Raw genomic sequence first — 19,335 nt, 5'->3', positions numbered from 1 at the left:
GTTATGTAAAAATCCGTCCTCTATCCCTGCCAAGTCGAGAAAACCGCCGCTACAGTAATGGGCAAGAGGAGTGAGGAGCTGAGGAGTGGAGCATGTGGCGGGATATTATCGGGCTGGCCCTGGCGGCGACCCTACTGTTGATCAGCAAAACCGCCGCAGACACGCTGGGCCAAAGCCAGGTGCAGACTTTCACCGAACCTGAGCCGATGCCCTACTCTGCACCGGTGGAGTGAGGTACTCAAGTCTGCTGACGGAAGTCGTAGCGGCGTTGTCGTTTTGTGCAACACTCATTCTAGAGTCTTTGAGGACTCCGTCCGAGTGGCGCGGTCGCAGCAGCGTTGCGGAGCAATAACAGTAGGCTTGGGATCCCTGATGCGCATAGCCCTATTTACGGAGACGTTTCTGCCCAAGGTGGATGGCATCGTTACCCGCCTCTGCCACACGGTGCGTCACCTAACCGCTCGTGGTAACTCGGTGCTCATCGTCGCGCCCCGGGGAGCCCCCCGGCGGTTTGCACGGGCACGGGTCTACGGGATCCCGGGGATGCCGCTGCCTCTGTATCCAGAGTTGAAGCTGGCTGCCCCCGGCCCGGCCATCGGCAAGTTGCTCAGCCGTTTCCGACCGGATGTGATCCACGTGGTGAACCCGGCAGTTTTGGGATTGGGGGGCCTCTACTACAGCCAGACGATGGGGATCCCGCTGGTGGCCTCCTACCATACCCATCTGCCGAAGTATCTGAAGCATTATGGGCTGGGCTTTCTGGAAGGGGTTTTGTGGAATCTCCTGAAGCTGGGGCACAATTTGGCGCGGGTCAATCTTTGCACCTCGACGGCCATGATGCACGAGCTGAGCGCCCACGGCATTGAGCGGGTGCAACTGTGGCAGCGGGGAGTGGATACGGAGTTGTTTCATCCCCAGGCTGCCAGTCCAGAGATGCGGGCTCGGCTCACCGCAGGGCAACCGGAACGGCCTCTCTTGCTCTATGTGGGGCGGCTTTCGGCTGAGAAGGAAGTGGGGCGGATCCGGGTGTTGCTAGAGCGGATCCCGCAGGCGCGCCTAGCTATTGTGGGGGATGGGCCAGAGCGGGGATCCCTGGAGCAACATTTTGCCGGCTACGATGTGGTGTTTACGGGCTATCTGCAGGGGGAGTCTCTGGCAGCGGCCTTTGCTTCGGCGGATTTGTTCGTGTTCCCCTCCCGCACCGAGACCTTGGGGCTGGTTCTGTTGGAAGCCATGGCTGCCGGTTGTCCGGTGATCGCCCCCCGCTGCGGCGGCATTACCGATGTGGTGGACAGTGGGCGCAATGGCTTTCTGTTCGATCCCAATTCGGATAGCGACTTTGTCCAGGTTACCCAGCAACTGCTCAGCAGTGCCGGGCAGCGGCAGCTCTTCCGACAGCAAGCTCGCCAAGAGGCAGAACGCTGGAGTTGGTCGGCAGCCACCCAACAGTTGGAGAACTACTACCGATCCGTCATTGCCGCCGGCTAGCAGTGGTTCCCTAGTGGGAAAGGCTCGGGGCACATGAGGACTCCGCCTTGCTCTCTCCAACGCCAGCGGCCAGTCTACGCAGAGACCGGATGATCCCCCTCAATGGCCCGCACTTGCTCCACAAAGAATTCTTCTAGGGATTGCCGTTGCCAATGCAAGTCGGTGACCAGTGCCCCCGCTTGGTTCAAAAGGCTCAGCAACTCCGGTAGGGATCCACTCCATTCCCCCGACCAATGGGATCCCTGAATCGAGAAGTGCTCTAGGCGGTCGCGGAACTGTTCGACGGCGCCACCGTGCCCCTGTACCCGATAGCTTTTGCTCTCTCCCAGCAAGTCATCCAAAGTTCCCTGATGCACCAATTTGCCGCCGATGATCAGGCCGACTCGGTTGCAGATAACTTCCACATCCGCCAGGATATGGCTGTTGAAAAACACCGTTTTGCCCTGCTGCTTGAGGGACAGAATGATCTCGCGCATTTGATAGCGGCCCATGGGATCCAGTCCCGACATCGGCTCATCCAGAAACACCAGCTCTGGGTCGTTGATCAGCGCTTGGGCCATGCCAGTGCGCTGCAGCATGCCCTTGGAGTAGGTGCGCAGTTGTTTTTTGCGGGCCGTATCTATAGAAAGCCCCACCAGCTCCAGCAGTTGCGGGATCCGCTCCTTCAACAGGCTATTGGGCAGACCAAACACCTTGCCGGCAAACTGGAGAAACTCCCATGCCGTCAAGTAATCGTAAAAATAGGGGTTCTCCGGCAAATATCCCACCTGTTGCTTGATGGAGCGATCCCCCAGGGGTTTGCCCAGCAAAGTGCCGCTGCCGCGGGTGGGCTCCACAATGCCCAGTAGGCATTTGATGGTGGTGGTTTTCCCGGCCCCGTTGGGCCCCAGCAGCCCAAAGGTTTCTCCGCGGGCCACAGTCAGAGAAAAATCTTTGAGAGGGCTGACCACCTTGTTCAGCCAAAATCCTGTGCGATAGGTTTTGGTCAGGCCGGTGATGGCAATGACCGGCTCTGGTGCCGCGAACGCTTCTGCTGGGGAAGTGGGGGTCTCGCTCATGGACTCGCTCGTAGGTATGTTGGAGTTGAGGGAGAAAAAGGTGCCGCGAACACCGAGTTAAGGAGCACACAGTCCGCCAGGCGATAGGCTACCCAGCCTAACCTTTAGTTTACCCACAGGCTTTGTCCCAGCCTAGGCTTGCCGCAGCACTTCCGGTAGAGGAAAGGGGCCAGAGCAAACATACTCCGCGTAGGTATCCGCTTCATTCGCAACAGCGGTGCGGTTCCTTTGCCGTAGGCACAGCACTTTGCTCTGACCTCCCTTCAGTAGCATTCTCATCATCTGGGATGATTCTGGGATGATGATTTCCATCGCGTTGGCGGTGCGGAGCAAGAAAATTGAATCCAGAGGTTTTGTGCCTCTGGCCTCTGGGATCCCAGCCGGTGGTGATCATCGGCAACAGCGTTGCAGAGCAATAAGAAAGGAGTGTTTCTTGCTGGATAAGGTGCTTAGGCAGTGGAAGGAGCGGCTGTTGGCTCCAGTGCTGCAAACCCCTCTCCAACAGGTGCATCCCCTAGCCATTACCCTGTCGGGGTTTGCCATGGGCCTGGCCTCTGGCGTGGCGGCAGCTTATGGGGCCTACGGGTGGGGGCTGGGCCTGTGGTTGCTGAACCGGTTTATGGATGGGCTGGACGGCACGTTGGCTCGTCTGCAGGGACGGCAAAGCGATCTGGGGGGCTACCTGGATATGCTGCTGGACGTGGTGGTCTACGCAGTCGTTCCCCTGGGGCTGGCCTTTCACCAGGGATCCCTGCTGGGCTATGCTTCTCTGGCTCTGATGCTGGCCAGCTTTTACATCAACCTTTGCTCCTGGATGTATTTGGCAGGGCTGTTGGAAAAACGGCGTTCGCGACAGCGTTGCGGAGCAACAAGGACGGATGGCACTGTCGGGGCGGGATCCCTGGATGAACTGACCAGCTTAAGTATGCCGTCGGGGCTTATCGAGGGCAGCGAAACCATCTTTTTCTACGGCTTGTTTTTCCTTTTCCCGGAGTACATGGTGGGCTTGTTTGGGCTGATGGCGATTCTGGTGCTCTTGAGTGCTGTGCAGCGGTTGGTTTGGGCGCTGGGATCGCTTTCTGCTCCAAGGTGAGCCCGGAAAGGGTCTGTTACTATGGCTCCGTCCGGCTGGCGCGAATCGGGTTTCAAGACCTCCCCATCAAGCCCCACCGGGCAAGAGGATCCAAAATGAGAAAGCCATAGACCGAGATCTGCCGCCATGACCTCCACCCTCAACCAACGCATTCGCCACTTCTACGATGCCTCCTCCGGCCTCTGGGAGCGGGTGTGGGGGGAGCACATGCACCATGGCTATTACGAGCCGGGCCAAACCGGTAAGGATCGCCGCCAAGCTCAGATTGACTTGATTGATAGGGTTATCCAGTGGGGCCAGATCGGGGATCCCTGCCCTCCCCAGCACATTCTCGATCTTGGCTGTGGCATTGGGGGAAGCAGCTTGGAGTTAGCCCGGCGCTTCGGGGCACAGGTTACGGGCATTACCCTCAGCCCCGTCCAAGCCCAGCGGGCCGGGGAGCGCGCCCAAGAGGCCGGCCTGAGCAGCATGGTGCGATTTCAGGTGGCCGATGCCCTGGAGATGCCCTTTGCAGACAACACCTTCGATTTGGTGTGGTCTCTGGAAAGCGGCGAGCACATGCCGGATAAGCGGCAGTTTCTGGCCGAATGCTGGCGGGTATTGCAACCGGGCGGGCAGGTGATGGTGGTAACCTGGTGCCACCGCGAGGGATCCCTGAGCCAGCAGGATCAACAGCTTTTGCAGAAAATCTACGAGGTGTACTGCCTGCCCTATGTGATCAGCCTCTCCAGCTACGAGGCTCTGGCCCAACAGGTGGGCTTTGAGCAGGTGCGCAGCGCCGACTGGTCGGAGCGAGTGGCCCCTTTCTGGGATGAGGTGATCGCTTCTGCCCGCGACTGGCGCTGGATCTGGGCTTTGCTGCGCAGCGGCTGGGTTACCGTTCGCGGGGCGCTGGGGCTGGGCCTGATGCGTCGGGCTTATGCCACCGGCTTGCTCCGCTTTGGCCTGCTGACTGGGTTCAAACCTGGGGATCAGCCAAGGTAGGGATCCCTTGCTCTCCTTTGGGAGGAGGGGCGCTTGGGGAAATGGGCTCAAAAGTTGGGCTGGGGCGGTGCTGTGCCGGTGAGTTCCAGATACTTTTGCTTCACCGCCTGAATATCCTGCCACATCAACCACTTGGGGCTGCCAGGGGTGCGGTCTGGGTTGCGCAGCAGATAGGCCGGGTGAAAAATGGGCATACACCAGCGTCCCTGCCACTGGATCCATTCCCCGCGGATCTTGGTGATCCCTCGCTTCTCGCCCAAAAGGGAGCGCACCGAGGTGGCCCCCGTGAGCAGAATAATCCAGGGATCCACCAGGCGAATCTGCTCCAACAGATAGGGACGGCAGGCGTCCATCTCCTCCTGGGTGGGCACGCGGTTGTTAGGGGGGCGGCACTTGACCACATTACAGATGTAGGTGTCCTGCTCGGGATCCAGCCCCACCGAAGCCAGGATTTTATCCAGCAATTGTCCCGACTTGCCCACAAAAGGCAGCCCCTGCAGGTCTTCGCTTTCCCCTGGCCCCTCTCCGATGATTAAAATCCTTGCCTTGGGGTTGCCCCGATGCACCACCACATGGGTACGGCTGGCTGCCAAGTCGCAGCGCTGGCATACCAAACAATGCTGCTTCAGTTGCTCCAAATCCCTGTAAGTGCCGGGGGGGATGGACACCTGGGCCGACAGGGGGATCTGATCCCACTGGGGGAGTGTCTCCTCCGCCGGGGCTGGCGGCTCGATGGGATCGTCAAACAGGCTGGGCTGAAGCTCCGGCGGTTTTTTCTTGGCAGCCATTGCAAGTCGAGGTTTCCTTGTGCAGCGATCTTCGATTGCTCCCCCGCCCTTGTCAAGCTCAAGGCCAACCTGCCGGCAGGGGAGAACCTTTACTCCTTGTTAAACTGAGAAAACGAAAACTTGCGCCGGCCTTAGCTCGTCTCTACTCCCTGAGCCTGCCATGCTGCTTTTGTCCAAAGAACTGCCCAACCTGAACTACCGTCATACTCTACAGCGCTTCGACGAGGATTGGCGGGATCCCCTCTCTGCCTTGTTGGGTTGGGGTCGGGCTGCTGGTGCGGAATTGGTGGAGATTTTCCTAGAACGGGGCAATTCCATCAGTTGCCTGGCCGAAGATGACGCCATCACCAGCATCACCCCACGGCTCTCCACCGGGGCCGGCGTGCGGGTGTTTCGCGGCTTGGCCGACTGCTACGTCAGCACCAACGATCTGTCCTTTGCCGGTCTCAAGGCTGCTCTGGAGAAGGGCCTTTCGCTGATGGGCCTCACCCCTCCCGGCCCCACAGCGCTGGTTTCTGCCATCAACCTGGAGATGCTGCAGGACTACGGCGAGCGTCGCCGCAAAGATGGCTGGTTGAAGGAATGTAGCCCCATTGCGGAGATGGGGGAGATCCTGCTCAAAGCCAACGAGCAACTGGGTCGCCAAGCCCGCCATGTGCAGTCCCGCCGCACCACCTATTTCCGCGATTGGCAAGAGATTCTGGTGGCCTGCAGCGATGGCACCTTTGTGCGGGATGTGCGCCTCACCCAATCCGTGAGCTCTACGCTGCTCTGTGCCGATGGATCCCATCGCGCCTCTGTCAGTCAACGCTCCGGCGGTACGGGGGATCCCAACTTTTTGCGCCGTTGGGATCTGGAGGCCCATAGCCGGGAACTGGCAGAAGCCGCCGGCCAGATGCTCTATGCCGACTACGTGGAATCCGGCACCTACCCGATTGTGATGTCCAACGCTTTTGGCGGCGTTATCTTCCACGAAGCCTGCGGGCATCTGTTGGAAACCACCCAGATTGAGCGCAAAACCACTCCCTTTGCCGACAAAAAAGGCCAGAAAATTGCCCACAAAAACCTCACCGCCTGGGACGAAGGTCTCTCTGAAGGGGCCTTTGGCAGCCTGGATGTGGATGACGAGGGCATGCCGGTCCAGCGCACTTTGCTAATTGAAAAGGGCATTTTGAAGAACTTCCTGGCCGACCGGGCCGGCTCACTGCGCACCGGCCACCCCCGCACCGGCAGCGGTCGCCGACAGAACTACACCTTTGCCCCTGCCAGCCGTATGCGCAACACTTACATCGCCCCTGGAGATGCAGAGTTGGACGATCTTTTTGCTTCTATCGACAAAGGCATTTACTGCAAGCGTATGGGGGGAGGGAGCGTCGGCCCCACTGGGCAATTTAACTTCGCCGTCGAAGAAGCCTATCTCATCGAAAACGGCAAAATTACCAAGCCCCTCAAGGGAGCCACTCTGATCGGAGAAGCCAAAGACATCTTGACCAAAATTTCCATGTGTTCTAAGGACCTCAGCTTGGCAGCTGGGTTCTGTGGCTCTGTAAGTGGCAGCATTTACGTCACCGTCGGGCAGCCTCACATCAAGGTAGATTCCATTACCGTGGGCGGTCGCTAATTCCAGGGATCCACCTCGACATGGCCTATGACAACGTCTGCAAATATCTGGCCGAGCGTTTCCCAGAGCAGTTTGCCCGCTGGCTCATGGGAGAAGTGGCTCGGCTCCGACTCTATCGGAGGTATCCTCACCTATCGGTGCAGCAGGTGGTCAAGGTGCTCCGCACCGCTAACGCGATTGACTTGCGCAAAACGGGGTCGGAGCGAGTTTTCCAGACCTCTTTTCGTCTAGAGAGGCTGAGCCATGAGTTTGATGTTGTCCGCCTGTGGGAATGCGATTTGAGGGCCGGAGCGGATCGGCAAGCCCTGCTACCGTTTCGGGTTCTAAGCCAGGTGGAAGATCCAGCAGAAACCTTGCGAGAGGTGGTCAGTGAGCTAGAGAGCTTGGCAGACCCCAGTGAGAGAAGGGAATTGGCAGCCGCAACAGCCGTCTTGGCGGGACTAGCATTGGATCGGGGTTTGATTCGACAAATCATGAGGTCTTTGGATATGAGGGAATCGGTGATCTACCAAGAGTGGCGGGCAGAAGCTCTGCGAGAGGGGCTGGAAGAAGGGCGCAAAGAAGGACGCAGAGAAGGACTACAACTGGGCCTGCAACAAGGGCTACAACAAGGATTGCAACAAGGATTACAACAGGGATTGCAACACGGGGAAGCAACGCTGGTTTTGCGGCTGCTCAGGCGGAAGTTGGGATCCCTTGACCCGGCCCTTGAGAATAAGATTTGGGCTTTGTCAACGTCACAACTGGAGGTGCTGGGGGAAGCTCTGTTGGACTTCAACAGCTTGGAGGATTTAACTGCCTGGCTGGCCCGTCAGCTAGAAACCGCAGGAGCCCTGCTCTCTGCCCACAGGGCAAGGGTCGGGAGGAATGTGAGTAAAATGCAATAAGGCTATGACCCAAGTCCTGACCGTTTCTTGCAAGCTCAAGGTGTCCCAGTCGCAAGCCGCCACATTGGACGAGACATTGGATGCTTTGTCGCTACGCGACGCTAACGCGAACGGCCAAGCCTTGAACTGGGTCAACCAAAACACACCCGAGAAAGCCGTCAACCCACTGAAACTCCAATCCCTGTGCTACTACGAAATCCGTGCCCGTTTCGGCTTGTCCAGTAATTTGGCAAGGACTACGTCCCGCTTACGCGACCAACAGATATGCAGACGGGTAGCGTCTGCTCGCAAGGTGGCACAACAGAAAAACCGCCCGGTCAAAGCGTTGTCGCTACGCGACGCTAACGCGAACAAGGGTGGCTTCGCTACCTACGACGCTCGTATCTTTTCGTTTCGCGAGAAAGACTGGACGGTGTCGCTCACCACGGTGGAGGGTCGAGAACGCTTTGAGCTGGCGATTGGTCATTACCAGAGAGAACAGTTGGCAGGCTCCAATCCCAAAAAGACCTCCGGTCCGCTGACGCGAACGGCCACTCTGGTCAAGCGCAAAGACGGTTCCTACTCCATCCAGATTTGCGTGGAAGCAAAGTTACCGGAACAGCAGAACACCGCTCAGGTGGTAGGCGTGGACTTGGGAAGGACAGATATTGCCCATACGTCAGAGGGGGACAACTGGAATGGACAGCAGTTGAACAGAGTCCGAGACCACTACTCCCGGTTGAGGGCGGTACTCCAACGCAAAGCCAGTAAGGGCACACGCAGTTCGCGGCGCAGATGCAGAGAACTGTTGCAACGGCTGTCTGGTAAGGAGAGACGCTTTCAGTCGCGTCAGCGTTGCGTAGCAAAAACGTGGGTCAATCATCGCATCTCTAAAGCTATTGTTTCTAGGGCAAAGGCCACAAACAGCGCTATTGCTCTGGAAGACTTGACAGGGATTCGGGAAAGGGTCAATCAACAACCCCGCAGCAAAACCGAAAGGCGCAGGGCCAACAGTTGGGCGTTCTACCAACTACGTCAATTTCTGGAATACAAGGCGAGGGTTGCAGGGGTTTCTCTGATTCTTGTTCCGCCTGCCTACACGTCGCAGACCTGCCACCGGTGTTTGCACATCCATCCCGACCCTGAACAGTCCTACCGCAGTGGGAAGCAGTTTAAGTGTGGGCACTGTGGATGGGAAGGGGATGCGGACTTGAATGGTGCAAACGTAATTGCGCTCTTGGGGGCTGCCGTAAACCAGCCTGGAGGTCCGGGCTTGTTTTGTTCTGCCGAGCGAAACAAGCTCAGGGCTACTGAAAGCCCGCACTCTTTCGCTTGAGCGGCGCGGAGCGCTTTGCATCAGCATGAGTGTGGGTAGTTTACGATTGAAAAAGGCGGGAATAGAGGTGTTGGTGGGCTTGACAATCCCGTTCTTGTAGAGGGGTGAAGCTGCTTAGGGGCGGCCAGCCGAGGGAGAGGTTTGGCCTTTCGGCTCGCTTCATGACCGGCAGAATCTCCTGATGCACCACTGCCTCGATCGGCTCATACAATTGGGCCAGCAGGCTTTGCCCCTCGGTATGCCCCAAAGGCACCAAGCGCACTGCCGCCGAGACCAACCCGGTGAGGGAGGAGAACAAGAAGGCACGCAGGGTATCTTCCAGCCCAATGCCCGCCTGAGCGCAGATCCAGCCGAACACCAAGGAATGATGCAGTGGCTCTCCCTCTGCTTTGGGGACGGAGATTCCCCAGGTGCGTTCTGCCAGTTGAGCTAGGCGTTTGCCCAAATCCAAGCTGGCTTGGCGCGGTTCTGCCGCCCAACGGGTTGCTTGCAGTTGCTGCTGCAGTTTCTCCACTCCTGACTCGGCTCCCAATCGGGACAGACGATGGGCCAAGGCACAGGCTCTGCCCTCGGTGGGGGCTAGGCCCATGTGTAAAACCCCCAGCAGATATTGCTGCACCCTGGCCCGATCCCGAAGTTGCCCCGCTTGAACGGCAGCTTCCAAGCCCCAGGAGTGGGAATAGGCCCCAATCGGCAGAGCAGAATCGGTAAGTTGTAGCAACAGATAGAAAGCGCCGCTGGATCCTAGAGAAGCAAGTCGGGGGGAAAATTCACCACGCATTTTCGCGAAGCTTTAGCGGGGGCGGATCAGGCCGTAGCCACCGTGGTTGCGGACGTAGATAACGTTGATCTCGCCATTTTCGATATTGCGGAAAACGTAGAAGTCGTGATCCACTAGCTCCAACTGGTGCAACGCTTCCTGAACCGTCATGGGTGGCATGGCGAAGTACTTGGTGCGCACCACCTCTGCCGGTAACTCCGCTTGCCGTTCCGTATTTAGCGGATCGGTGGCGGGCTGCTGGGCCACTGCCACGGAGGTTTTGGGGGTGTGGCGGACGCGGTGAATGCCGTTCCGTTCTTTGTATTTGCGCAACTTGCGGGCCAGCTTGTCGGCCACACGGTCGATGCTGGCATAGAGGTTTTCGCTGCTTTCTTCCGCCCGGATCACGGTGCCATTGGCGTAGACGGTCACTTCGGCAGATTGGCTGGCACTGATACGGGGGTTGCGGGCTACCGATAGGTTGACATCAACCTCACTGGTGATCTGGGCAAAATGACTGACAGCGCGCTCAATTTTTTCTTGAACGTAGCTGCGGATGGCCTCGGTAATCTCGACGTTTTTCCCTTGGATCACAAGCTTAGTCATGAGGACTCTCCCAGTCATGTCGGTTTATACCTGAGATAGCGCCTCACCCCCACCTGGGATCCCTCTGGCTTTCGAAAGCGACCCCAGCTCACGGGCGACCTCAGCCCTTTAATTTGCAAAAACGAAGCCCTGTCATCAAGGGTGAGCAGATCGGCTTTGGGAGTGGCACTAACCTCTTGGGTTAAGTCTAAGTTAACATCTCTCTCTGGGATCTCTGCCAGAGGTTAAGAATAAATTTAGGCTCTCTTAATGTTTAAGGAGATCTTGAATTCCTGATTTTTCCCAAATCTCCTGATTTTTCCCAAATCTTGGGAGTTTTGCGGATAAGCGGGATCCCTGTTATGCAAGACATAGACTCCTAGTTGGCCGTATTGGGTGCTTTTGGGAAAAGTTCTTTCGAGCTTAAGTTGCAAGTTCCCAGGTCAATGGGTTAACCCAAAAGACAAATCTATCATCAAACCCATAGACAGATCCAGCCTACTAAAAAGCTTTCCAAGCTGGATTTTAAGTTGATTAAACAACGTCTCTAACTCTGACCTGCTTTTGAGAAACCAAACCCACGCCGGACTGCCCATAACTCGGCAATCCAAATGCTCCAGTTCTCCGCTTACCGTATGTTGGTGTTACTCCACAGCTTAGCAGAATCTCGATTGGATGGCGCTTGATAGGAAAAATGAAGGGATATTGACATAAATTAAGCTTTTTATCAATATGGGGCTTTCAATTTGAGGGGTATTGTCGCTGTTGGTATTGGCTTTGGCAAGCCTGTTGTCCGCTGTTCCATGCCGTAAGGTTTCTATTCGGAGAGCTACATAAGAAGTTGGAACTCCGTTCTGCCGGCGCAGTCTTATTGGGAAGCTGGGGGGAAAAGACCAGCTCTTTTGGGGGTGGCTAAAATGCTACTCTCGGAATCGCCTTGGTGTGCGAAAGGTGAGGCAGACGGTGTGGGCAGAGGGATCCCGTTGAAGGCGGCAGAGCTTTTAGACAGAGCAGAAGAGGCTCTACAGGAGCAGTTTCAGGCGGTGGAGAAGACCCTCAGAGAGAACCTGGCGCGGGTGCTGCGGGCCTTTCGCGACCAGCGGGTGGGATCCCATCACTTTGCCGGGGTGTCGGGGTATGGCCACGACGACCAGGGGCGGCAGGTTTTGGATCGGGTGTTTGCCCAGATTATGGGCTGTGAGGCAGCAGTGGTGCGGCTGCAGATGGTGTCTGGTACCCATGCCATTGCCTGTGCTTTGTTTGGGGTGCTGCGTCCGGGGGATGAGCTGCTGGCGATTACCGGCCCCCCTTACGACACCCTTGAAGAGGTCATCGGTCTGCGGGGTTCCGGGCGGGGATCCCTACGGGAGTTTGGCATCGGTTACCGCCAGTTGGATTTGCGGGAGGGAACTGTCGATTGGCAGGCCCTGAAAACCGCCCTCAGACCGCAAACCCGCTTGGTTCACATTCAGCGGTCCTGTGGCTACGATTGGCGGCCCAGCTTTTCCATTGCCCAGATTGCCGAGATGATCCAAATGGTCAAAGCGCAAAACCCCGAAGTTGTGGTTTTTGTGGACAATTGCTACGGCGAATTTGTGGAAACCCAGGAGCCAACCCATGTGGGCGCAGATCTGATTGCCGGATCCCTGATCAAAAATCCGGGGGGCACCCTTGTTCCCGCAGGGGGCTATGTGGCCGGGCGGGCAGAGCTGGTGGAGCAAGCGGCCTGTCGGCTGACGGCTCCGGGCATTGGTTCTGAAGGGGGGGCGACTTTGGATCTCAACCGCCTTCTGTTTCAAGGTCTGTTCTTGGCCCCGCAGATGGTGGCCGAAGCGGTGAAGATCGCCCATCTGGCGGCGCAGGTGTTTTCTGATCTGGGCTACCCGGTCTCGCCTCTGCCTCAAGCTCCTCGCACCGATATCATCCAGGCCATTCAATTGGGATCCCCGCAAAAGCTGCAGGCCTTTTGCCACGCCATTCAAAACAGTTCTCCTGTGGATTCCTACCTCACCCCAGTTCCGGAGGTGATGCCCGGTTATGCAGACCCGGTGGTGATGGCAGCAGGCACCTTTATTGCCGGGAGCAGCGCCGAGCTGTCTGCCGATGGGCCGATGCGGGATCCCTACACCGTCTACTTGCAGGGGGGAACCCATCTCTACCATGGGCGGCTGGCCCTAGAAGCCGTCTTGCAAGCTTGGGAAACCCTGTAGGCCAACAGTTTGCTCTCGGCTGAAACAGCAAGGAAGGGGCAAGCCAACAACCTCAAAACTCAGCACGAAGTTGGCAGAAGTTGTCGCCTCTGACCAACTTTTCGCTCAATCAATCAGGGGGTAGGATCAGTCTACAGTTGCCATTCTTTAGAAAGGGATCCCTTCCGATGTTGAGCTGGTATCGTTCTTGCGCATCTCCTCGCCGTTGGGGATCCCGTTTGACTCTGGCTCTGGTGGCATTGGGGTTGGCCGGCGGCTGTCGGCTGCTGGATCGGGTGGAAGAGAGAGGCTTGCCGGTGGGATCTGCGCTGACCCGTTCTGCTCTGTGGAGAGGCAGCCAAACCGTGACGGGAGCGCTGGAGGTGGGAGATCAAGTCAGCCGCCAGTACGGCAGCTTTTGGGATGGGATCCCCGTCACCGCTGAGCCGGGGCAGATTTTAATTGCGGCCCTAGAGAGCGAAGATTTTGATGCTTACCTGGAGCTGGTGGACGGCCAAGGGCGGGTGATCGGCTTTAACGATGACTCTGGCCCAGATGTGAATGCCCTGTTGGCGGTGCGTCTGCCGGAGGGAGGCACCTACACCTTGCGGGCCACCAGCTTTGAGCCCGAATCCACCGGCAACTACCGGCTCACCTATGTCCTCACCCAGATAGATTGGCAGCAAAGCCTATCGGGCCGTCTGCAGGAGGGATCCCTTCAGCACCCCGAGGATGGCAGTTGGATGGACGAATACCCCATTGCCGCCCGCGCCGGCCAGATCCTAATCGCTTCCATGACCAGCTCTGATTTGGATGCCTTCTTGCAACTGCTGGATCCGAGTGGAGAAGTCATGGCTTGGGATGATGACCAAGGTGGTGGAACCGATGCTCTCATGATTGCCTTTCTACCCCGCACCGGCACCTACACCCTGCGGGCCAACACCCATAAGCCGGGAGAGGAAGGAGCCTATGGGTTACAGTACACCTTGCGCTAGCATCTGCTCCCTATCTGGAAGCTTGGATAAGGGGGCTTGCGGATCTTCTGGTGCTGATGTCGAGATTTTGACAGGAATCATCGTTTTTTAACGCCTAATGAATGTTGATACACGTCAGGAGTTGCCGGTTTACCCTCCTAAGATCCTCACAAAGCCGGAAGGGGCACTGCTTGCTGAGCTTTGTGGGAAAGCGTGACATCTTATCCTAAGTTGTGACGGAGCCGAAATATTGTCCTCGTGGATGACGTCTTTTTTCTAGAATCAGATCGATGGCCTAGACCATTCTTTTGCAGTTCAGCCCCTATCTCCACAAAATGGATGCCATGACTCCTGAAATGGTACGCCAGTTTTGGTCTTTGGTCAGCGAGATTGGCAGGCCAGATTGGCTCACAAAGCGTGACGATGACTTGGTGAATCTGCTTCTGAGCGCTTGTCAAAAAAAACAGGCCCTCAGCAGTGTCGATGCTTCGATTCTCAACCGCTACATCAGCATTCGCCTGCCCTTGATTCGCGATATCCTTGTGGATTAAGCCCGGAGAGGACAAGGTTTTCCCCATCGTGCTGACCGCACAAATCACCTTGCTGGTCTACGGGGCACTGCTTTTGGTGGGCGGAGCAATCGGCTATGTGAAGGGCAAAAGCTCCAAGTCTCTGGTCGGGGGGCACGTACTGGGTCTCGAACTGACTGAACTTGGCAGTGCAGTCCTTCACAACCAGCCTTTTGAGTACCGAGGGGCGAGGAGTGAGAAGGGAGGAGTGAGAGGAAGAAATCTCTTCTCTTTGCTCTCTCCTCTCCATGCTGGGCAAAGTTCAGCTTCGTAGGGACTCCGTCCCGCTAAAGCGACCAGTGTTGCGTAGTCTTTCAGAGCGGCTTTGCGGATTAAACCACCGCTCGATGATGTGGCAAATCTGCCGGGCGGCGGTGCCATCGCCAAAGGGGTTTTGGGCTTGGGCCATGCGGGCATAAGCTTGCGGGTCTGTGAGCAATTCTCGGGCTGCCTTCAGGATCCCTTCGGGATGGGTGCCCACCAAGCGGGCGGTGCCGGCGGCAATCGCTTCAGGACGTTCGGTGGTCTGCCTCAGCACCAGCACCGGTTTGCCCAGGGCAGGGGCTTCTTCTTGAATGCCGCCGGAGTCGCTGAGAATGAGGGTACAGCGCTGCATGGCACTCACCCAGAGGGGATAGTCCAGAGGCTCGGTGAGAAAGGCCCGCTCATGGGATCCCAACAGGGCTTGCAGGGGATCCCGCACCAAGGGGTTGGGATGGAGGGGCAAAAGAAGGGCGGTATCGGGAAACTCGGCCAAAATCTGCAGCAGAGCCTTGCCGATGGCAGTTAAGGGATCCCCCCAATTTTCCCGCCGGTGCACGGTAACCAACAGGACACGGTAGCGCTGCCAGTCCAGCCCGGGAATGGGGCAGGGGATCCCTTGGGAGGCCACCTGCAGTAGGGCGTCGATGACGGTGTTGCCGGTGCAATGGATGGATCCCACCACGTGGCTTCGCTTCAGGTTGTCAACGGCTTGGGGGGTAGGGGCAAAGTGCAGGCTGGCCAACTGAGAGATCAGGCGGCGATTGGCCTCTTCGGGGAAAGGATTGTAGAGATCATCGGTGCGCAGTCCGGCTTCCACATGCCCAACCGGGATCCGGTGGTAAAAAGCTGCCAAGGCGGCAGCGAAGGCGGTGGTGGTATCTCCCTGCACCAAAACCAGTTGAGGATGTTGCTCTTGAAAGTAGAGTTCCAGGCCCCGCAAGGTGGCTTCGGTGATGTCTGTCAAGCTTTGGCGGGGGCGCATGATCGCCAGATCCCGATCCGCTTGCAGACCGAATAGCCGCATCACCTGATCCACCATTTCCCGGTGTTGTCCGGTCAAGATCAGCTCGGTGCGCAGATGGGGACTGGCACGCAGAGCTTGGATCACCGGGGCCAGCTTAATGGCTTCGGGCCGTGTGCCCAAGATCACGGCAATGAGGGGAAGGGAGGCCATAAGCTCAAAGACATCGGCGCCTGTAGAAGATGGGAAGAGCTGACCCACTCCGCGCAGCTCATTGGGGCAAGGCTACTGAAAAAACAGAGGTGGCGAAGGGTGTGGGTTGCTCAAGGTCGCAAGCCACCGGGGTGTGGACTCTGCTGAGTCAGGCTGAGGGCAATGTCGAGACGAGAGGAACCACAAGGGGGCTATTGCTGCTCACCCCGATCTTACCCCTCCAGCTGCCCCACCAATTTTTCACCGGATGAGCTGGAGAAAAAGGGTTGACGGGATCCCACTCCTGCAACTAGCCTAAAGGGAGCTGAAGAGATCCTCTTCTGGCTGTCCGGGTTGTTTCGGTTAACCTTTTTGGAGGAAAACGTTCAGCAGCATGGACGCTTCCGGTAGTTGTAGCGCCAGCCACCAGTGGATGGTCTTCGAGGAGCACGTTCTTGAAGATTGGGCTCTTACTGGTGTCTTCCTTTTCCCCGCTGACAGCTTCTGTCGTCGCTTGAGAGGATCCCGTTTCGCCAACGCGAAGGGGTGGGAGAGTTTTCCCGGCTAGCTTTTGACTTGGGTGGCTCTCTCAGTCGGCGACGAACAGATGAGCTGAGCAGAGCCTTACCTGAGCAATGGGTTTGTGCAGCCCTGTTCAGAAAAGGGGAGATCAGGAGTAATTCCGAGGGGATTCCCCTTGACTTTCCCGTTGTGGGTTTTGGGGTTTCCGCAGGCCTGGGGATCCCTTGGAGTCCCTTTTATCGGCTTGGGCGCTTGCGATCCAAGCTGGGCTTGGAGGCCTGGCGCTAGACCTACGGCTTGCTGCACGGCCATCCAAGGGTTTCAGGGCTTCCCTGTGAGCCTCGGAGCACCGGTTGGCTGTTGACCTCCTGGTTCTCTTCATCCCGGCTGACCCCAACGTTCGGAGGTTTATCATGCGGCAAAACATTCTTCGCGATCTCCTAACCCCTGCTTCCTTGGAAGCCGCCAAGCGAGAGGCCAACCGCGCTCCCATTGCCGAGCTGGTGCAGCAGTTGATGGAGATTTCACCTCGGCAGCGGGTTTTGGCTTTCCGCTTGCTGGAAAAAGACAAAGCCATTGCAGTGTTTGAGTATCTGCGGCCCGAAGAGCAGGCCGATCTCATTCGCAGCATGGAAAGCCCAGAAGTGATCCGGCTGGTAGAAGCCTTACCTCCGGATGAGCGGGTGCGTCTGTTTGAGGAGTTGCCGGCCAAAGTAACCAAGCGCCTCATTGCCAACCTCAGCCCAGAAGCTCGGGAAGCAGTGAATATCTTGCTGGGTTATCCAGAGCGCAGTGCCGGTCGGCTGATGAACCTGCGCTACTTGTCGGTACGGGATACCATCACCGTCGGGGCTGCTCTGGCCAGCGTGCGGGACTCTCAACTGGGAGACGATGAGCTGGATGTGATTTTTGTGGTGGACGATCAGCGGTTCTACAAAGGTTTGGTTCGCACCGTGCGCCTCGTGAAAGCAGATCCGGATTTGCCCATTCGGGAGCTGATTGAGGGATCGGATACTTTTGCTCGGGTTACCGACCGGGATCTCCAGGCAGCTCGTTTGCTCAAGGATTCGGGCTTGCCGGCTATTCCGGTGGTGGATACGGAAGGGCGCTTGGTGGGAGATATCACCTTTGAAGATGTCATCAACTTGGTGGAAGAAGAAGCCACCGACGCCGCTCTGGCCCAAGCAGGGGTGGGCAGCTTGCTCAGCCGAGACAAGGTTTGGAGCGAGCGCCTGGTTAAAGGCGCCCGTTGGTATGCCGTCCGCCTGCGCATCACGTTTTTAATCGTCACCTTGATTGGCGGCATGTTGGTGGGGGGAGTGATCCAAACCTTTGAGGAAGTGTTGCAAGCAGTGACGGCAGCGGCTATTTTCATCCCCTTGGTCATGGATATGGGCGGTAATGTCGGTACCCAATCTACGACCATCTTTGCCCGTGGCTTGGCTTGGGGCCACATCAACGTGCGGCAGTTTCTCCCCTATTTGCTGCGGGAAGCCAGCATTGGTGGCATTATCGGTGTGATCCTGGGGGCCACGGCTGGGGTGATTGCCTACTTCTGGCAGGGGGCACCCAATGGGATCCCACAATTGGGTCTAGCGGTGGGCTTGGCTCTGGCCATTGTCCTCACTTTGGGGGCTATCTTGGGCGCCATTTTGCCCTGGGTGATGTTAAAGCTGGGCTTTGACCACGCTCCGGGAGCGGATCCTTTTATCACCACCATTAAAGACTTCACCGGCCTCTGGGTGTATTTCACCCTGGTGGCTTGGCTAGTCGGGGTTGAAGTGTAGCTCTAGGGCTGCGCCGGCGCTAGATCCAGGGGGCACCTCACCGGCAAAGCGCGTTCCAGGAACGAATAATCCAGCCCTTCTTGAGAAATCAGCCTTTCAGAGTCTCGCCACAAGGCCATCGCGACGGCGGCGCAGAGCACTTTTACGAGGTGTCCTTTGACCAACGAAGGGTTACAGCAAACATTTAGGAGGTGTGCCATGACCTTGAAAGTTCTATCTCCCTTGGCTGCTGCTCAATTTCGGTCACGGCTGCAGCAGTATGCCTATCGGGTGGGCATAACCTGTGCTTTAGAAACAGGTGGTAAGCTGGCCCCAGAATCCGCCTTTGCTCAACTGGAAGCCCTCTGGCAAACCTTGCAACAGGAAGCCACTGCCCTTGGGATCCCAGATGAGGATGGCTAAACTTTATCCTTTCACGAGAACCGGAGCATGACCTGGATTGACTTCACCTTGCGTTTGGCCGTTGCCTTTGTCCTGGGATCCCTCATTGGCCTGGAGCGACAGTGGCGGCAGCGCATGGCCGGCTTGCGCACCAATACCCTGGTGGCCACGGGTGCAGCTTTGTTTGTCATGCTCTCGGTTCTCACCCCTGATGAAAGCAGCCCGACCCGTATTGCGGCCCAAGTGGTATCGGGGATTGGCTTTTTGGCCGGTGGCGTGATCCTCAAGGAAGGAGCCAGCGTCCGTGGCCTGAACACTGCCGCCACCATCTGGTGTGCAGCCGCGGTGGGAGCCTTTGCCGGATCGGGGTACATTCCCCAAGCTGCCATTGGGGCCGCAGCTGTGTTGATCTCCAACGTTGTGCTGCGTCCGCTGGGCTACCGCATCAACCAGCAGCCCCTAAAGGGCACAGAACTGGAACTGGTCTATGAGTGTTCATTTGTCTGCAAAAGCCAAGCAGAGGCCCACATCCGCGCCTTGCTCCTGCAGGGTATAGCTCCCACCCATCTCAAACTGCGTGCCCTCTACAGCGAAGACCTGGAGGACAAGCCCGATCTGGTCAAAGTCGAAGCAGAGCTGGTCACCCAGACCCGCGACGACCAAGCCCTGGAACTTGTCGTCAGCCGCCTCAGCCTAGAGCCAGGTGTGATCACTGCCCGATGGCGGATCATCGAACAGGAATTTGGGTAAACTACCCGACTCCGACCGCTAAGCGGTACGGAGCGGGCTTTCAGTAGCCCTGAGCCTGCTCTGCCCTACCAGAGAACAAAACAGGCCCGGACCTCTAGGCTGGTTTACAGCAGCCCCCAAAAGCGCAATCACATTCGCACCATTCAAATCCGCATCCCCTTCCCATC

The 19,335-nt window shown here is 57.6% G+C and carries 19 protein-coding genes and 1 pseudogene; 14 read left to right on the top strand and 6 right to left on the bottom strand.

Translation table 11 applies throughout. The features are described 5' to 3' along the window. Window positions 1-92: 92 nt before the first annotated feature. Both NW870_RS08315 and NW870_RS08310 read left to right on the top strand, forming a co-directional pair. Window positions 93-233, top strand: coding sequence for a hypothetical protein (locus tag NW870_RS08315; RefSeq protein ID WP_414344387.1), 141 nt, complete (start codon window positions 93-95; stop codon window positions 231-233). Between the two features lie 139 nt (window positions 234-372). Further along, entirely contained in the window at window positions 373-1,488 is a 1,116-nt protein-coding gene (locus NW870_RS08310) for a glycosyltransferase family 4 protein (RefSeq protein WP_414374814.1), read from the top strand. Between the two features lie 74 nt (window positions 1,489-1,562). On the opposite strand, the gene NW870_RS08305 is transcribed toward NW870_RS08310, so the two are convergent. Beyond that, window positions 1,563-2,546 (bottom strand): ABC transporter ATP-binding protein, encoded by a 984-nt coding sequence (locus NW870_RS08305; RefSeq protein ID WP_414344385.1) that lies wholly within the window; start codon window positions 2,544-2,546, stop codon window positions 1,563-1,565. Between the two features lie 298 nt (window positions 2,547-2,844). Between NW870_RS08305 and NW870_RS08300 the strand changes: the two genes are divergently transcribed. Next, window positions 2,845-3,639 (top strand): CDP-alcohol phosphatidyltransferase family protein, encoded by a 795-nt coding sequence (locus tag NW870_RS08300; protein ID WP_414331020.1) that lies wholly within the window; start codon window positions 2,845-2,847, stop codon window positions 3,637-3,639. Window positions 3,640-3,765: 126 nt separating this feature from the next. Continuing rightward, window positions 3,766-4,623: a methyltransferase domain-containing protein gene (locus tag NW870_RS08295; RefSeq protein WP_414331017.1), complete on the top strand. Its 858-nt coding sequence runs from the start codon at window positions 3,766-3,768 to the stop codon at window positions 4,621-4,623. A 47-nt stretch (window positions 4,624-4,670) separates the two neighbouring features. On the opposite strand, the gene NW870_RS08290 is transcribed toward NW870_RS08295, so the two are convergent. Further along, window positions 4,671-5,291 (bottom strand): uracil-DNA glycosylase, encoded by a 621-nt coding sequence (locus NW870_RS08290; protein WP_414331024.1) that lies wholly within the window; start codon window positions 5,289-5,291, stop codon window positions 4,671-4,673. A gap of 280 nt (window positions 5,292-5,571) precedes the next feature. Between NW870_RS08290 and NW870_RS08285 the strand changes: the two genes are divergently transcribed. Genes NW870_RS08285 through NW870_RS08275 form a run of 3 tightly spaced genes read left to right on the top strand, consistent with a single transcriptional unit; the run spans window position 5,572 to window position 9,234 of the window. Continuing rightward, on the top strand, window positions 5,572-7,032 hold the full coding sequence (locus NW870_RS08285) for a TldD/PmbA family protein (protein WP_414374812.1): 1,461 nt from the start codon (window positions 5,572-5,574) through the stop codon (window positions 7,030-7,032). Window positions 7,033-7,052: 20 nt separating this feature from the next. Then, window positions 7,053-7,919 (top strand): DUF4351 domain-containing protein, encoded by an 867-nt coding sequence (locus tag NW870_RS08280; protein WP_414374811.1) that lies wholly within the window; start codon window positions 7,053-7,055, stop codon window positions 7,917-7,919. 4 nt (window positions 7,920-7,923) lie between these two features. Next, window positions 7,924-9,234, top strand: coding sequence for an RNA-guided endonuclease InsQ/TnpB family protein (locus NW870_RS08275; RefSeq protein WP_414374809.1), 1,311 nt, complete (start codon window positions 7,924-7,926; stop codon window positions 9,232-9,234). 40 nt (window positions 9,235-9,274) lie between these two features. On the opposite strand, the gene NW870_RS08270 is transcribed toward NW870_RS08275, so the two are convergent. Both NW870_RS08270 and hpf read right to left on the bottom strand, forming a co-directional pair. After that, window positions 9,275-10,015: an urease accessory protein UreF gene (locus tag NW870_RS08270; RefSeq protein WP_414358068.1), complete on the bottom strand. Its 741-nt coding sequence runs from the start codon at window positions 10,013-10,015 to the stop codon at window positions 9,275-9,277. 12 nt (window positions 10,016-10,027) lie between these two features. Continuing rightward, window positions 10,028-10,600: a ribosome hibernation-promoting factor, HPF/YfiA family gene (hpf, locus tag NW870_RS08265; protein ID WP_414374807.1), complete on the bottom strand. Its 573-nt coding sequence runs from the start codon at window positions 10,598-10,600 to the stop codon at window positions 10,028-10,030. Between the two features lie 896 nt (window positions 10,601-11,496). Between hpf and NW870_RS08260 the strand changes: the two genes are divergently transcribed. The 4 genes from NW870_RS08260 (at window position 11,497) to NW870_RS08245 (ending at window position 14,585) form a co-directional block, all read left to right on the top strand. Further along, window positions 11,497-12,789, top strand: a complete 1,293-nt coding sequence (locus tag NW870_RS08260) for an aminotransferase class I/II-fold pyridoxal phosphate-dependent enzyme (RefSeq protein WP_414374805.1) — start codon at window positions 11,497-11,499, stop codon at window positions 12,787-12,789. 167 nt (window positions 12,790-12,956) lie between these two features. Beyond that, window positions 12,957-13,763 carry a PPC domain-containing protein gene (locus tag NW870_RS08255; protein ID WP_414374804.1) on the top strand — a complete coding sequence of 269 codons (807 nt, stop codon included), beginning with the start codon at window positions 12,957-12,959 and terminating at the stop codon, window positions 13,761-13,763. 323 nt (window positions 13,764-14,086) lie between these two features. Further along, a complete protein-coding gene (locus NW870_RS08250) occupies window positions 14,087-14,293 on the top strand; it encodes a hypothetical protein (protein ID WP_414358077.1) in 207 nt (68 codons plus the stop codon). A 28-nt stretch (window positions 14,294-14,321) separates the two neighbouring features. Then, entirely contained in the window at window positions 14,322-14,585 is a 264-nt protein-coding gene (locus NW870_RS08245) for a TMEM14 family protein (protein ID WP_414374802.1), read from the top strand. On the opposite strand, the gene wecB is transcribed toward NW870_RS08245, so the two are convergent. Beyond that, the gene (gene wecB, locus NW870_RS08240) at window positions 14,574-15,749 is read right to left on the bottom strand and encodes a non-hydrolyzing UDP-N-acetylglucosamine 2-epimerase (protein ID WP_414374800.1); all 1,176 of its coding nucleotides are present in this window, start codon (window positions 15,747-15,749) and stop codon (window positions 14,574-14,576) included. The two genes, NW870_RS08245 and wecB, sit on opposite strands and share 12 nt — an antisense overlap. Before the next feature lie 914 nt (window positions 15,750-16,663). Here wecB and mgtE point away from each other — a divergent pair. The 3 genes from mgtE (at window position 16,664) to NW870_RS08225 (ending at window position 19,168) form a co-directional block, all read left to right on the top strand. Then, window positions 16,664-18,037, top strand: coding sequence for a magnesium transporter (gene mgtE / locus NW870_RS08235; protein WP_414374798.1), 1,374 nt, complete (start codon window positions 16,664-16,666; stop codon window positions 18,035-18,037). Between the two features lie 198 nt (window positions 18,038-18,235). Continuing rightward, window positions 18,236-18,439 carry a hypothetical protein gene (locus NW870_RS08230; protein WP_238376758.1) on the top strand — a complete coding sequence of 68 codons (204 nt, stop codon included), beginning with the start codon at window positions 18,236-18,238 and terminating at the stop codon, window positions 18,437-18,439. Between the two features lie 27 nt (window positions 18,440-18,466). After that, window positions 18,467-19,168 carry an MgtC/SapB family protein gene (locus tag NW870_RS08225; protein ID WP_414374796.1) on the top strand — a complete coding sequence of 234 codons (702 nt, stop codon included), beginning with the start codon at window positions 18,467-18,469 and terminating at the stop codon, window positions 19,166-19,168. Window positions 19,169-19,186: 18 nt separating this feature from the next. Here NW870_RS08225 and NW870_RS08220 read toward each other — a convergent pair. Beyond that, window positions 19,187-19,335, bottom strand: a pseudogene (locus NW870_RS08220) (RNA-guided endonuclease TnpB family protein); the annotation flags it as partial.

Source organism: Synechococcus sp. R50.1 (genome assembly GCF_047462115.1).
In the GTDB taxonomy this organism is placed as follows: domain Bacteria; phylum Cyanobacteriota; class Cyanobacteriia; order Thermostichales; family Thermostichaceae; genus Thermostichus.
Note: the sequence above shows the minus strand (reverse complement) of the source record. Positions and strands in the feature narration are given on the sequence as shown.

Coding starts and splice junctions, on each gene's coding strand:
- NW870_RS08315 (WP_414344387.1), top strand. CDS start 93: ATGTGGCGGGATATTATCGGGCTGGCCCTGGCGGCGACCCTACTGTTG.
- NW870_RS08310 (WP_414374814.1), top strand. CDS start 373: ATGCGCATAGCCCTATTTACGGAGACGTTTCTGCCCAAGGTGGATGGC.
- NW870_RS08305 (WP_414344385.1), bottom strand. CDS start 2,546: ATGAGCGAGACCCCCACTTCCCCAGCAGAAGCGTTCGCGGCACCAGAG.
- NW870_RS08300 (WP_414331020.1), top strand. CDS start 2,845: ATGATGATTTCCATCGCGTTGGCGGTGCGGAGCAAGAAAATTGAATCC.
- NW870_RS08295 (WP_414331017.1), top strand. CDS start 3,766: ATGACCTCCACCCTCAACCAACGCATTCGCCACTTCTACGATGCCTCC.
- NW870_RS08285 (WP_414374812.1), top strand. CDS start 5,572: ATGCTGCTTTTGTCCAAAGAACTGCCCAACCTGAACTACCGTCATACT.
- NW870_RS08280 (WP_414374811.1), top strand. CDS start 7,053: ATGGCCTATGACAACGTCTGCAAATATCTGGCCGAGCGTTTCCCAGAG.
- NW870_RS08275 (WP_414374809.1), top strand. CDS start 7,924: ATGACCCAAGTCCTGACCGTTTCTTGCAAGCTCAAGGTGTCCCAGTCG.
- NW870_RS08270 (WP_414358068.1), bottom strand. CDS start 10,015: ATGCGTGGTGAATTTTCCCCCCGACTTGCTTCTCTAGGATCCAGCGGC.
- hpf (WP_414374807.1), bottom strand. CDS start 10,600: ATGACTAAGCTTGTGATCCAAGGGAAAAACGTCGAGATTACCGAGGCC.
- NW870_RS08260 (WP_414374805.1), top strand. CDS start 11,497: ATGCTACTCTCGGAATCGCCTTGGTGTGCGAAAGGTGAGGCAGACGGT.
- NW870_RS08255 (WP_414374804.1), top strand. CDS start 12,957: ATGTTGAGCTGGTATCGTTCTTGCGCATCTCCTCGCCGTTGGGGATCC.
- NW870_RS08250 (WP_414358077.1), top strand. CDS start 14,087: ATGACTCCTGAAATGGTACGCCAGTTTTGGTCTTTGGTCAGCGAGATT.
- wecB (WP_414374800.1), bottom strand. CDS start 15,749: ATGGCCTCCCTTCCCCTCATTGCCGTGATCTTGGGCACACGGCCCGAA.
- mgtE (WP_414374798.1), top strand. CDS start 16,664: ATGCGGCAAAACATTCTTCGCGATCTCCTAACCCCTGCTTCCTTGGAA.
- NW870_RS08230 (WP_238376758.1), top strand. CDS start 18,236: ATGACCTTGAAAGTTCTATCTCCCTTGGCTGCTGCTCAATTTCGGTCA.
- NW870_RS08225 (WP_414374796.1), top strand. CDS start 18,467: ATGACCTGGATTGACTTCACCTTGCGTTTGGCCGTTGCCTTTGTCCTG.